This window comes from Rhizobium sp. ARZ01 (assembly GCF_014851675.1).
GTDB lineage: Bacteria > Pseudomonadota > Alphaproteobacteria > Rhizobiales > Rhizobiaceae > Mycoplana.
In genome coordinates, this window is the sequence record NZ_JACVAE010000001.1 from 1,043,350 (window position 1) to 1,055,965 (window position 12,616).

General features: G+C 61.7%; 12 protein-coding genes. 4 read left to right on the forward strand and 8 right to left on the reverse strand.

Annotation, left to right across the window (positions count from 1 at the left end):
* Window positions 1-942: a protein-methionine-sulfoxide reductase catalytic subunit MsrP gene (gene msrP / locus IB238_RS04990; protein WP_192244099.1), complete on the reverse strand. Its 942-nt coding sequence runs from the start codon at window positions 940-942 to the stop codon at window positions 1-3.
* Between the two features lie 207 nt (window positions 943-1,149).
* Here msrP and IB238_RS04995 point away from each other — a divergent pair, with 207 nt between their 5' ends.
* Both IB238_RS04995 and IB238_RS05000 read left to right on the forward strand, forming a co-directional pair.
* Window positions 1,150-2,541 (forward strand): DegQ family serine endoprotease, encoded by a 1,392-nt coding sequence (locus IB238_RS04995; RefSeq protein WP_192244101.1) that lies wholly within the window; start codon window positions 1,150-1,152, stop codon window positions 2,539-2,541.
* Complete coding sequence (locus IB238_RS05000) at window positions 2,538-3,845, forward strand: replication-associated recombination protein A (RefSeq protein ID WP_192244103.1); 1,308 nt, start codon at window positions 2,538-2,540, stop codon at window positions 3,843-3,845. The genes IB238_RS04995 and IB238_RS05000 overlap by 4 nt, the downstream gene beginning before the upstream one ends.
* A 48-nt stretch (window positions 3,846-3,893) precedes the next feature.
* Here the strand turns inward: IB238_RS05000 and IB238_RS05005 are convergent, their stop codons facing one another.
* From IB238_RS05005 to IB238_RS05025, 5 genes are all read right to left on the reverse strand, one after another.
* Window positions 3,894-4,214: a DUF1883 domain-containing protein gene (locus tag IB238_RS05005; RefSeq protein WP_192244105.1), complete on the reverse strand. Its 321-nt coding sequence runs from the start codon at window positions 4,212-4,214 to the stop codon at window positions 3,894-3,896.
* 178 nt (window positions 4,215-4,392) lie between these two features.
* On the reverse strand, window positions 4,393-4,560 hold the full coding sequence (locus IB238_RS05010) for a hypothetical protein (protein WP_192244107.1): 168 nt from the start codon (window positions 4,558-4,560) through the stop codon (window positions 4,393-4,395).
* Window positions 4,561-4,598: 38 nt separating this feature from the next.
* The gene (locus IB238_RS05015; protein ID WP_192244109.1) at window positions 4,599-4,913 is read right to left on the reverse strand and encodes a chaperone modulator CbpM; all 315 of its coding nucleotides are present in this window, start codon (window positions 4,911-4,913) and stop codon (window positions 4,599-4,601) included.
* Between the two features lies 1 nt (window position 4,914).
* Entirely contained in the window at window positions 4,915-5,826 is a 912-nt protein-coding gene (locus tag IB238_RS05020; protein ID WP_192244111.1) for a J domain-containing protein, read from the reverse strand.
* 260 nt (window positions 5,827-6,086) lie between these two features.
* Window positions 6,087-6,596: a hypothetical protein gene (locus IB238_RS05025; RefSeq protein WP_192244113.1), complete on the reverse strand. Its 510-nt coding sequence runs from the start codon at window positions 6,594-6,596 to the stop codon at window positions 6,087-6,089.
* 217 nt (window positions 6,597-6,813) lie between these two features.
* Here IB238_RS05025 and IB238_RS24900 point away from each other — a divergent pair, with 217 nt between their 5' ends.
* Window positions 6,814-8,004 carry a M23 family metallopeptidase gene (locus IB238_RS24900; RefSeq protein ID WP_192244115.1) on the forward strand — a complete coding sequence of 397 codons (1,191 nt, stop codon included), beginning with the start codon at window positions 6,814-6,816 and terminating at the stop codon, window positions 8,002-8,004.
* 46 nt (window positions 8,005-8,050) lie between these two features.
* Here the strand turns inward: IB238_RS24900 and IB238_RS05035 are convergent, their stop codons facing one another.
* Entirely contained in the window at window positions 8,051-9,085 is a 1,035-nt protein-coding gene (locus IB238_RS05035) for a GH25 family lysozyme (protein WP_192244117.1), read from the reverse strand.
* 357 nt (window positions 9,086-9,442) lie between these two features.
* Window positions 9,443-11,431: a PhoX family phosphatase gene (locus tag IB238_RS05040; RefSeq protein ID WP_192244119.1), complete on the reverse strand. Its 1,989-nt coding sequence runs from the start codon at window positions 11,429-11,431 to the stop codon at window positions 9,443-9,445.
* Window positions 11,432-11,711: 280 nt separating this feature from the next.
* Between IB238_RS05040 and IB238_RS05045 the strand changes: the two genes are divergently transcribed.
* On the forward strand, window positions 11,712-12,269 hold the full coding sequence (locus IB238_RS05045; RefSeq protein ID WP_192244120.1) for a thermonuclease family protein: 558 nt from the start codon (window positions 11,712-11,714) through the stop codon (window positions 12,267-12,269).
* The last annotated feature ends 347 nt before the right edge of the window (window positions 12,270-12,616 follow it).

Genomic DNA, 12,616 nt, shown 5'->3' on the forward strand with positions numbered 1-12,616 from the left:
TCAGAAATTCTTCACAAGGTCCATGCCGGCATAGAGGCTTGCGACCTCGTCCGCATAGCCGTTGAAGGGAAGCGTATCGCGGCGGCTGCCGCCGAAGAAACCGCCTTCGCCGATCCGGTTCTCGGTTGCCTGGCTCCAGCGCGGATGATCCACCGCCGGGTTTACGTTGGCGTAGAAGCCGTATTCATTCGGTGCAGAAATGTTCCAGGTGGTTGGTGGCTGCTGGTCGGTGAGCGTGATCTTCACGATCGACTTGATGCCCTTGAAGCCGTATTTCCACGGCACGACGAGCCGGATCGGGGCGCCGTTCTGGTTCTGCAGCGTCTTGCCATAGTGTCCGACGGACAGGATCGTCAGCGGGTGCCGGGCCTCATCGAGCCGTAGCCCTTCAACATACGGCCATGGGAGGGATTGGAAGTAGCCTGATTGTCCCGGCATCTGCTCCGGCCGCACCACCGTTTCGAAGGCTACATACTTCGCGCTTCCGAGCGGCTCGACCTTGTCCAGTAGGCTTGCCAGCGGAAAGCCGATCCAGGGGATCACCATCGACCAGGCTTCGACGCAGCGCATGCGGTAGACGCGTTCCTCGAGGGGCAACGCCAGCAGGTCCTCGATGCCGAACTCCTTCGGCTTGGCAACCATGCCGTCGACCTTGATAGTCCAGGGTGTCGGCTGGAATGCCGCGCTGTTGGCAGCCGGATCGCCCTTGCCCATGCCGAACTCATAGAAGTTGTTGTAGTTCGTTACATCCTTTTCCGGCGTCAGCGCCTCGTCGAGCTTGAAGGCGGACGGTGAAGCCTTCAATTCGCTTGCGGATGCTCCGCCAGCCCATGCGTAAATCAGGCCGCCAGCGGCTGCGCCGACGAAACTGCGCCGGTTCAGGAAGATGCCCTCCGGCGTGATCTCGTGTGCGGCAATCTTCGGGGGACGGAAGGCGGTCATGGTGGATTCCTCAACGGGAAAAACGAAGCACTATTGGCTCAACGGGCCGAATGAGACCAAAGTTTCAATCACGCGGATAGGGGGCGTCCGACCACGATTTCGTGCGTGGTCCGTGACTGAATTTCGCACTCGGCAGCCTGGGTGCATTTGCCTTTTTTCCCGCCAAATCTTATCTGAACGTGGCGGCAACGAAAGGGAGAATCTTTGATGAAATTCGGCCATGGCCTCGCTACCGCAACGCTCCTTCTGCTGACCGTTTCCGCGCCCGCAATCGCGCAGGAAAAGTCCGTGCCGACTTCGCAGGTGGAAATGCAGCTTTCCTTTGCGCCGCTGGTCAAGAAGACCGCCAATGCGACGGTCAACGTCTACGCCGAACGCATGGTGGAGCGGCGCTCGGCCTTCAATGATCCCTTTTTCGAAGAATTCTTCGGCCAGCGCATGCCGAACCGGACGCAGAAACAGTCCTCCCTCGGCTCAGGCGTCATTGTCGGTGCGGACGGGATCGTAGTGACGAACAACCACGTGATCGAAGGTGCGGATGATATCAAGGTGGCGCTTGCCGATGGCCGCGAATACCCCTGCAAGGTGCTTCTGAAGGATGACCGCGTCGATCTCGCGGTCTTGAAGATCGAATCGAAGGAGACCTTCGGCACGCTTCCGCTGGGCGACAGCGATGCCGTCGAGGTCGGCGATCTCGTGCTGGCGATCGGTAATCCCTTCGGCGTCGGCCAGACCGTGACGAGCGGCATCGTCTCGGCGCTCGCCCGCAACCAGGTGAAGGCCGGCGACTTCGGTTTCTTCATCCAGACGGATGCCTCGATCAATCCCGGCAATTCCGGCGGCGGCCTGATCAACATGAAGGGCGAACTGATCGGCATCAATACGGCGATCTTCTCGCGCGGCGGCGGTTCGAATGGCGTCGGCTTCGCCATCCCCGCCAATCTGGTCAAGGTGTTTGTCGCCAGCGCCGTTGGCGGTAGGACTGCTTTCGATCGCCCATTTGTCGGCGCGACCTTCGATGCTGTCACATCCGACGTTGCCGAGGCCTTGGGGCTGAGCAAGGCGCGCGGTGCACTTGTTTCCAAGGTATTGCCCGGTAGCCCGGCTGAAAAGGCCGGCCTGAAGCCCGGCGAGGTGATCACCGCAGTCAACGGCATCGCCGTCGAGCACCCCGATGCGCTCGGCTATCGGTTGGCGACCGTCGGCATCGGTGGTGAAGCGAAGCTGACGGTCAGCGACGGCGGCAAGGAGGAGGTGCTGACGATTGCGCTCGATCGCGCCCCCGAAACGACGCCGCGCGACGAGCGGCTGATCGAGGGGCGCAACCCCTTCTCGGGCGCAGTCGTCGCCAATCTCTCGCCACGCGTGGCCGAGGAACTGCGTATGCCCGCCGGCACTGAAGGGGTTGTTGTGACCGATATCAATCGCGGCTCGCCAGCAGCCCGGATCGGACTGCAGCCGCGCGACATCATCGTCGAGCTCAACGGAACGAGCGTTGCCTCCACCGAAATCCTCGAGGAACTGGTTTCCGAGGATCCCTCCGTCTGGCGCGTCGAGATCGAGCGCGATGGCCAGCGCATTCGCCAGTATTTCCGATGAGTGATCTCTTCGCCCCCTCCGAGCCCGATGGTATGGCGGCCAAGCGGCCGCTTGCCGACCGTCTACGGCCGCAAGCCCTGAAAGAGGTTGCGGGCCAGGAGCACCTGACGGGCGAGGACGGCGTTCTCTCCCGGATGATCGCTTCGGGCTCCCTCGGTTCCATGATCTTCTGGGGGCCGCCCGGCACCGGCAAGACGACCGTCGCGAGATTGCTTTCGGGCGAGGCAGGTCTTGGTTTCGAACAGATCTCGGCGATCTTCTCCGGTGTCGCCGACCTGAAGAAGGTGTTCGATGCGGCCCGGCAGCGCCGCATGGGCGGCCGGCAGACGCTGCTTTTCGTCGACGAGATCCACCGCTTCAACCGAGCCCAGCAGGACAGTTTCCTGCCGGTGATGGAAGACGGCACGATCATCCTCGTCGGTGCGACAACCGAAAACCCGTCCTTCGAACTCAACGCCGCTCTTTTGTCGCGCGCTCGCGTCCTGACGTTCAAACCGCATGACGAGGAAAGCCTTGAGGAACTTTTGAAGCGCGCCGAAGCGGCGGAAGAAAAACCCCTGCCGCTCGATAACGATGCGCGCGCCTCGCTGGTTCGCATGGCCGATGGCGACGGTCGCGCCGTGCTGACGCTGGCCGAAGAAGTGTGGCGCGCGGCACGCGCCGGTGAAGTCTTCGCTCAGGAGGAACTGTCCCGCATCGTGCAGCGGCGAGCACCGGTCTACGACAAGGGGCAGGACGGGCACTACAACCTGATTTCGGCACTTCACAAATCGGTGCGCGGTTCGGATCCCGACGCTGCCCTCTACTATCTCTGCCGCATGTTCGATGCCGGCGAGGATCCGCTGTTTATCGGCCGCAGGCTGGTCCGGATGGCTGTGGAGGATATCGGCCTTGCCGATCCGCAGGCGCTGGTGGTCTGCAACGCGGCCAAAGACGCCTATGACTTTCTCGGTTCTCCGGAGGGGGAGTTGGCGTTGGCGCAGGCCTGCGTCTACCTCGCGACTGCGCCGAAATCGAATGCCGTCTACACCGCCTACAAGGCGGCGACCCGTTCGGCGAAGGAAAACGGCTCGCTGCTGCCACCGAAGCACATCTTGAATGCGCCGACGAAACTGATGAAAGGCGAGGGCTACGGCGACGGCTATCGCTACGACCATGACGAGCCGGATGCCTTTTCGGGCCAGGACTATTTTCCCGAAAAGATGGGGCGAAGGACCTTCTACGATCCTCCGGAGCGCGGCTTCGAGCGTGAACTCCGCAAGCGGCTGGATTGGTGGGCGAAGCTACGGCGTGAGCGCGGCTGATTTCAGCTGAACTTAAGGAACGTTGCGGGCGTGCCGGATTTTCAGCAATCAGGACGTGGCGGCAAAGCGCGGTCCTGCGGGAGGTTTCGGCTGAGGCACAATCCGGACTGAAGATTCGGCTTTTCCCGTGTGTCCTTCCATGTCGACGATCACGTGCCAGTGGGCACTTTTGGGTATCGTCAGTCGGACCGGCGACTTCTTGGCAACTCCGCCCAAGAACTTGTGCTGGCGTGCATTCTTGAACAGGTCGAAGTCGGTACTCGTCATCAGCCGGACATTGGCAACTGCGGAAAGCGTGATTTCGATGACCACGCCGGCGCGGATGTCATTCAAGTCGTAGTGGGTATAGGGAAAGCTGATCTGCGCCATTGCCATTCTGCCAATTCATTGCTCGGCAGCACAGTATGAGGCCTAGCCGTTAATGATCGGTTGGCGGCGCCCGGCAATATCCAGGACGATGGGGTGCGTTGAGAACTGGTTGCCTCGAACTGCCTCCATCGAAACGCTGGCGCCGGCTGGCTTCCCAGCCACACGACAGCCGACCGGTTCAGTTCTTGCTGTCGTCGAATTTCGGCGGTGCGATCGGGTCGCTGGCAGGAAAGGATTCCTCAAGCGCCTCGTCCAGATACTCGTCCTCCGCCTTTCGCTTCGCCTTCTCGTCATCCAGCGATTTCTGTGTCGGTTGCTTCTTTTCAGGCTGCTTGTCTGTCGGCATGTTGGGTCTCCCGGATCGAAGTGGGGGGCGGCGATAGGCTACTCCTTGTCGATCACAGCAAGGATGCGTCGTTGAACATCCCGGTCCTGGGTGCGGATCGCATCCATCAGGATGCCAAGTTTACCACGAAGGCTGTGGATCTGGTCGAGAAGCTGCATGGCGACGTCGACGCCATCCTCGTTGACGCCCATCGGTCCGGCGAGATCCTGGATCAGCCGGGCTCGCGCCAGATCGGCCTCGTGGAAGACGCGCGTGCCGTTTTGTTCTTCAGGGACGAGCCAGTGATGTTCGACCCAAAAATCGAGCACGTTGATCTCGATCTCGAGATTGCTGCAGAATTCGGTGTCCTTCATCTCAGCCTCCCATGTGTTTTCGCGGCGCTTGCGCCTTGCCGGCCTCCCAGCCCTGGACAAAGGCGGTGAGTTCCGGATCCGGCGCCTGCGGCAGCATCACTTGCAGGGTCACATAGGCATCGCCGTGCCCGCCGCCCTGCTTGTGCAGACCCTTTCCCTTCAGCCGCAGCACCTTGCCGGTGTTCGAGTTCGCCGGGATCGTGACGTTGACGGCACCGTCCAGCGTGGGCACGCGGATCTTGCCGCCGAGCACGGCTTCCGAAAGGGAGATCGGCACTTCGTAGCGCACGTCGTCGCCATCCTGCCTGTAGAAGGAATGCGGCCGTACCCGGATTTCGATGCGGGCATCGCCGGGGGCTGCGCCGTTCAGGCCGGGTTCGCCCTTGCCACGCAGCCTGAGTGTCTGGCCATCGCGTGTCCCGGGAGGGATCGTAAGATCGATCGGCGGGCCGTCTGGCAGGCTGATCTGCTTCTTGGTGCCGTTGGCCGCCTCGAGAAAGTCGAGCTCCATGCTGAAATAGGCGTCGCGACCCTTGGACGGGCGCTGACCGTGGCTGCGTCGCGAAAAGAAGCCTGAAAAAATATCGTCAGCATCACCGAAATCGGAAAAACTGTGCGTGCTCCCATATCGGCCCGCAGTGTCGGCTGTGGAGGCATAGTCACGGTAATAGTGCCTCGGCGGCGTCTCAGCGCCGGTCTCGTCGATTTCGCCACGGTCGTACTTCCCGCGCTTCTCTTCATCGCCAAGGAGTGCATAGGCCGCCGAAATTGCCTTGAACCTGTCCTCGGCGTCCTTGTCGCCGGGATTGAGATCGGGATGCAGCTTCTTTGCGAGCTTGCGGTAAGCGCTCTGGATGTCCTTTTGGGTGGCAGTCTTGCCGACGCCAAGGACCTCGTATGGACTGCGGCTCATTCGCTTTTCCTTCGAACCATGCAACTTTTCACGGACGACGACGGCAACACCGCCGTCGCCGATGGAAACGTGTCACTCTTCCTCATCATCTCAACCATAGGGCAGCGCGCGGAAATGGACAGGGGATGACTTGTCATTCTTGCAGCAGGCGGGTCGCCGAGCCTAAAGCGCGTCGCGATCTGTCAGACCCACTTGCCGCGCTTAAGGTCTTTTCACGCATGTTTTATCCCGAAACCGGCTCCCCCTTTCGGGCGCACGCACTAGCTTCGCTGCAAGACGATATCGCTCGTTGCGATGTCTTTTCCCGTCGAAAGGTCCTTGTCGACGGTGCGCAGCCGGAGGCCGTTGTTTCCGATCTTCTGGATCATCATCTGCGCGGACCGGTCACCGTTGACGAGCCTGCTCCAGCGGACCGCGAGATTGATGGAATCGCCCTGTCTGCTGCCGGAGAGTGTCGATCGGCGGCCGGTCGGGCCGATGTAGATACCGATGTATCGCCCGGCGTTAACATCCAGCGCGGCGGAGATCGTCCGGCTCACCACGAGAAGGCCCCGGCAAGTCGCCTTCATTTCCACCGAAGTATCGTCGGCGGTCGAGACGAGACGGCAATTGACATTGATCGCCGGCCTTCCGATGCGGGTGATCACGGTGCCCTTGCCGCTCCATTTGCCGGCCAGCGATTGCAGAAAAGCGGATTCGTCGGCCATGGCGGGAAATGCCGCACACAACAGCAGCAACAGACAGCGCGGAAGGATCTTCTGTGCGCGCATGGGATCGACCTGCTTCGGCAAGGATGGCGAAAACGCAAGTGCCGCATCTTGTACCAAACCTGGTGCGAAAGCGAGTGAGTAGCAACTGCCACGATTGCGTGATGCGAGCCAGGTTAAGTGGCATCCAATTGAGGCGTGTGGCAAACTTCCAAGCGCGCCCGATGCCGTATACCGGCAATGGGTCTTTGTATCCTCGGCCATTTCGACGGAGACACACATGCGTGTCCAGCCAATGCTTGTGGCTGCCTTGGCGCTTCTCCTCGCGCCCGCTGCCGCCGCTCAATCGCTGAAACCGGACGAGATCGTCAGTTCCATTGCAGTGCGTCCCGTCGCCGTGCCCAATCCCGTATTGGGCGCCGACGGGCGGGTTCATCTGGCTTACGAGCTGATGGTCGTCAATCCGAGCCGGTTGTTCGTGACGCTCGACAAGGTCGAGGCCGTGGACGGTGCCGGCCGCAGCTTTTGGACGCTCGAAGGTGACAGCCTGGCGACAATGGTGGAGGCATTCGGGACAAAAGGGCGCCTTCTGCCGTCGGGCGGATCTGCTGCCGTGTTCATGGACGTGAGCTTTGGTGAAGGAGAGACGCTGCCGCCGGCGGTGTCAGCGCGGATCACTGCCACGCGGCAAGCCTCCGGCCCGGATGGAAAGCCGAGTCCGATGCCGAAGGATGCGCCGGTACCGGCGACATTCACCTTCACCGGTGCGAGTGCGCCGGTCGGCGCCCCCGCAGTCGTCATCGCGCCGCCGCTCCAGGGAAAGGGCTGGGTCGCGGTCAATGGTTGCTGCGATGCGATCACCTCCCATCGCGGCGCGGTGATGGCGATCAACGGCCAACTCCGGGTGCCGGAGCGCTTTGCCATCGACTGGGTCAAGCTTGACGACAGTGGCCGCATTTTCACTGGTGATGTTTCGAAACTTGAAAGCTACGCTTACTACGGCGTACCGATCCATGCCGCGGCCGATGGCGTCGTCGTCAATCTCTATGACGCGGCGGACGAGCAGATACCGGGTGGAAATGCGAAGGGCATCACAACCGAAAACGTCGGCGGAAACATGCTGGTGGTGGATATCGGTGGTGGCGCCTATGCCTTCTACGCCCATATGCAACGTGGCAGCCTCAAGGTGAAACTCGGCGACCGCGTCAAGACCGGTGACGTGATCGGTCTGCTGGGAAACACCGGCAATTCCACGGCACCCCATCTGCATTTCCACGTGATGGATGGCCCATCGCCATTGAACGCGAACGGCCTTCCCTTCGTGTTCACAGAATTTGGTAGCCGCGGCGTGCTCGCGGCAGGCGGTGATGATGCGATAGAGACGGGGGAGGCGGCGAGGATCGATCCGAGGCTGTCGGGCGAGCACAGAAGTCAGCTGCCGCTGAACAACCAGGTGGTTGATTTCGATTGAGGTAGCGGCCAGGCATGCCCGGCCGCTACTGTCAGTGTCTGTCGTTTCAGCTCGACTGGCCGGCGATCCACTTGTGCCAGTCGTTAACGCTGCCGCGGAAGACGTTGAGGTCGATCTTCTCGCTGACGCCGTGGGACAGGCCCGAACCGGAATACTGCCAGAAGACCCATTTGCGGCCCGGGTAGCGCTTGGACGGGTGGGCGGCGACCGAGCGCAGCCAGAACGGATAGTCGAGAAATTCACCCTCCAGATTGTCGGCATAGAAGTCCGGTGCCGTATAGATGATCGGGCGCTGGCCGTAGTGCCGCTCGAGCTTGTCCATGAAGACCTGCATCTTTTCCAGCACCTTGGCGCGCGACAGGCGCTTTTTGCAGCTCGATTCGGCGTTGTATTCGACGTCGATCACCGGCGGCAGTGCTCCTGCCTCCTTCGGCACGTTGCGGATGAACCAGTCGGCCTGTTCGCCGGCCGTCCGGCACCAGTAGAAGAAATGATAGGCGCCGCGCTTGATGCCGGCATCCTTCGCCCGCTGCCAGTTCTTCCTGAACATCGGATCGAGATGGTCGCCGCCATCCGTCGCCTTGATGAAGGCGAAGTTTGCGCCTTGCGTGCGCAGCGTCTGCCAGTCGATCTCGCCCTGCCAGCGCGATACGTCGACGCCGTGCACGGCGTGGTGGCGCGGGGAGACCTTGCCGAAATTGATCGGCTTGGCGTCACGGAAGCGCTGGCTGTAGACCTTTGAGCGCCCGCGCGGCGTCGAGCCGATGGCGGGTGCGGAAGGTGCCAGCATCTCCATCGGCCGCTGCGAGGGAATGGCCATGCCGGCGTCGCGCGTCACGGCTTCGAAGGCTTGTTGGTTCGGTACCTGGCCGGCCCAGGCAAGCTCCGTCTGATGTCCGCTTTCTTCCGCGGCGACGCCTGCCACTTCGGCCGACGGCATGGGCGCTGTCATCCGGGCAATGGAGTTCGTCGTCTCCTTGGAAGGACGTTTGGCCTGGGATTCCTCGGTGCCGGACCTGCCGGCGCAGCCCGCGAGCATCATGCCAAGGATAAGGATTGCTGGTACAGCCGATAGACGCATGGGAACCCGCTACGCAAAACAAGAAACGACGGCGAAGACGTCGCCGCATGGAACCGCAGAAAGCGAAGGCTAACGGGAAATTACCAAGAAAGACTGAATCCGATCTTTTTGGGCGTGGTAACGCGTGCCCGATCCAGCTTGTGGGCAATGGGGGCAGAAATACCTGTTTTTGCTAGGTTTTTACTGGGAAATTGGGGCGTAGCGGAACTGTGGTTACGCTGTGGTGGGCACATCATGCGCCGTCGTCCACAGTCGGCTGCGGCGCGATAGCGAAAAAGTGATCGGTTCGAGAGAAAAATGGCCGGGGTGCGCCCGGCCATTCTGGTCTGTCGTCAGCGGATTGCCGATGTCGGCGGCTCACATGCCGATCTTGCCGCCACCGATCTTGGTGATGGCGACGACGGCCGGGCGGACAGGCATGTCATCCTTGAAATCCGGCCAGCGGGTCGAGAGGTCTTCGTAGTAGGACGGGCGGCCGTGACCGTCCCAGTCCTCGCCGCCGTCGCCCGGATGCTGGACGGCGACGAAGGCCGTCTCGTCATCCGGCGTGAACAGCGGCCCGCACAATTCCGCACCAACCGGCACGCGGAAGAACAGTTTCGAGGTGGCGCGGGCATCGCCCTCGGTGTCCACCGCCCACAGCCCGTCGGTACGGCCCGTCGCCTTGTTGGAGTTGCCGTCGGTCGAGACCCAGAGGCGGCCGGCGGCGTCGATGGCACAGTTGTCGGGCATGCCGAACCAGCCGTTCTTCGTTGTTTCGGTCGAGAAGGTGGCGCCGACCTCGGCCACCGACGGATCGCCGCACTTGAGGAGCACTTCCCACTTGCCCGAGGTGGCCGTGAAGTCGCCGCCGTCTTCGGCGATCTCAATGATGTGGCCGAAGGCGTTTTCCGCGCGCGGGTTGGCGGCATCGACCTGGTCGGCCTTGCGCTTGGAGTTGTTGGTCAGCATCACATAGACCTTGCCGTTGACGCCGTTCGGCTGGACGTCTTCCGGGCGATCCATCTTGGTGGCGCCCAAAAGGTCGGCGGCGCGGCGCGTCTCGATCAGCACGTCGGCCTGGCTGGCAAAACCGTTTTCCGGCGTGAGCGGACCATCGCCATGGACGAGCGGCAGCCACTGCATTGTGCCGTCCTCGCCGAACTTCGCCACATACAGGGTGCCGGCGTCGAGCAGGTTCATGTTGGCGGCGCGGTCGTCCGGATTGAAGGTGCCGTCGGTGACGAACTTGTAGACATAGTCGAAGCGCTCGTCGTCGCCGAGGTAGAAGACGACCTTGCCGTTCTTGGCCACGATCGATTCTGCGCCCTCGTGCTTGGTGCGGCCGAGTGCTGTGCGCTTCTTCGGCACAGACGTCGGGTCCATGACGTCGACCTCGACGATCCAGCCGAAGCGATTGGGCTCGTTCGGCTCCTTGGCGAGATCGAAGCGGTCGTAATAGTCCGCCCAGTCGTAGCCGCCGTCCGGAACGCCGTAGCGCTTGTAATTGGCAGCTTCCGCATGATCGGCCGGCGGTTCGCCGGAGAAGTAGCCGTGGAAATTCTCCTCCGCCATGATGTAGGTGCCCCATGGGGTCACCCCGCCGGCACAGTTGTTGAGCGTGCCGATCACCTTGGCGCCGGCCGGGTCGGCGGAGGTTTTTACGCGGTCATGGCCGGCGACGGGGCCTGAAAGCTGCATCTCGGTGTTGGCGGTGACGCGGCGGTTCAACTTGCCCTCGGGCACGACCTGCCACTTGCCGTCCACCTTGCGGATCTCGACGATCGTGCCGCCATGGGCGGCCATCTCGACGTCGACCTGCTCCTTGGAGAGTTTGCCCTGCTCGATCTTGCCGTCGACGATCTTGACGAGGCCGGGGAACATCAGGTGCGGGTTGGTGTATTCGTGGTTGACCACGAGCAGGCCGTGCTCGGCCGAACCGTCCAGCGGGATGAAGCCGACATAGTCGTTGTTGTAGCCGAACTGGCGTTCCTGCGCGGCGGCCGTCTGCTTCGTCGGGTCGAAGGCCGGCGAATCGGCAAAGAGCGCATCGCCCCAGCGCAGCAAGATATCGGCGTCATAGCCCTCGGCGACGTGGTGGGTCGCATCGACGCCGGCCTCGACCTCGGTGAACGAGAAGGCCGAGCGGCCATTGGCGCGCGCGTTGTCCGCGCTCATCAGCGCCACCGGCCCGACGGTCGCAGCGATCGCCGAGACGGCGAGCGAACCCTGCAGAAAACCGCGCCACGAAAAGCGCTTGCCGATGATCTCGCCCATGGTCGGGTTCAGGCTCTGGTTATGCCCGTCCCCGTCGGCGTCCTCGAGCTGCGTCGTCGGAAAGATCTTCTGGGAAAGATGTTCGGTCATCAGGCGGTCTGTAATTGCTATCGGACTCGTCGTTGAGAGTCAGGATAGCCCATAGTGACGGCGTGTTTCGGTTTTGCGACAGAGGCATTGTGGCATCGCGCTGACTGCGTGTGAGGGGGCATCTTTGGCCCTCCGCTGTAACGGCCATCCCGGGTTCAACAAGCACGCGATAAAATGCTGATAAGAAAAAAGAAATATAGTTGCCGGTATCATCTGCAGCAATTCGCGGGTGCCGAAATGGGGAAGGCTCATCAGTCTCTATCAAGCGAATAGGCGAGAAATGTCGTCGGGCGCGTTTGTCGCCATTGTCGCTGCAATCTCGCTGATTGCATTCGGTGGCGTGTTTGCGTTTGCTTATCTCGCGCCGGATATCGATCAAAACCCTTGGTGGCAAAAGTTTACATCAGGGTTTGGAGAGCAATCGGAGGCATCAAAAGCCCAGCCATCCAAAGCTGAACTTGCCAAAGCTGCTGCGATGGTGGCGGTAAAACGCTCGTTCAAAGTCTGTGGTGACGGATCTCGCATCACCTGCGTGATTGATAGCGATACGTTCTGGCTGGATGGCCTGAAGATCAAGATTGCTGACGTCGACACGCCGCAAGTCGGCGAACCGGGGTGTGCTTCCGAAGCTGAACTTGGGACAAGAGCGAGGCAGAGACTGTTGGAACTCTTGAACGCGGATCCCTTCGATATCAGGGCCTGGCAGGGACCCGACGAAGATCAACTTGGCCGCAAGCTACGCGTCGTCATGAGGGATGGGCGGTCGGTTGGCGAACAGCTCGTGTCGGAAGGGCTTGCGCGAGCATGGACCGGGCAGAAAGCGTCGTGGTGCTCTTAGCCCGCATGCGCGGCCGCCACTGGGAAGATCGGGCCATCAATATCTTAATGCCGCAATCACGATGCTCATGGGTACCCCGACTGACATGAGCGTGGCAGCCACGATCGACGCGGTTCGAAAGATGAGGGCCCGTCTGGCGCGTTGGGCATCCCATTCATAGGTCATGGCATCCTCCTCGCTAGGACGGCCAGCGAACCATCGAGGGAGAGAACTGTCGAGTGCACATGTGCAACACCATGCGAATCAGCGGCTTGGAGCCGTGCCAACGTGACAACGTGTCGGGAAACGAGTGGGAGATGGCTTGGTGGAGGAGAGGGGCGGCTACAGGCGGAGCTTTGGGCACCCAT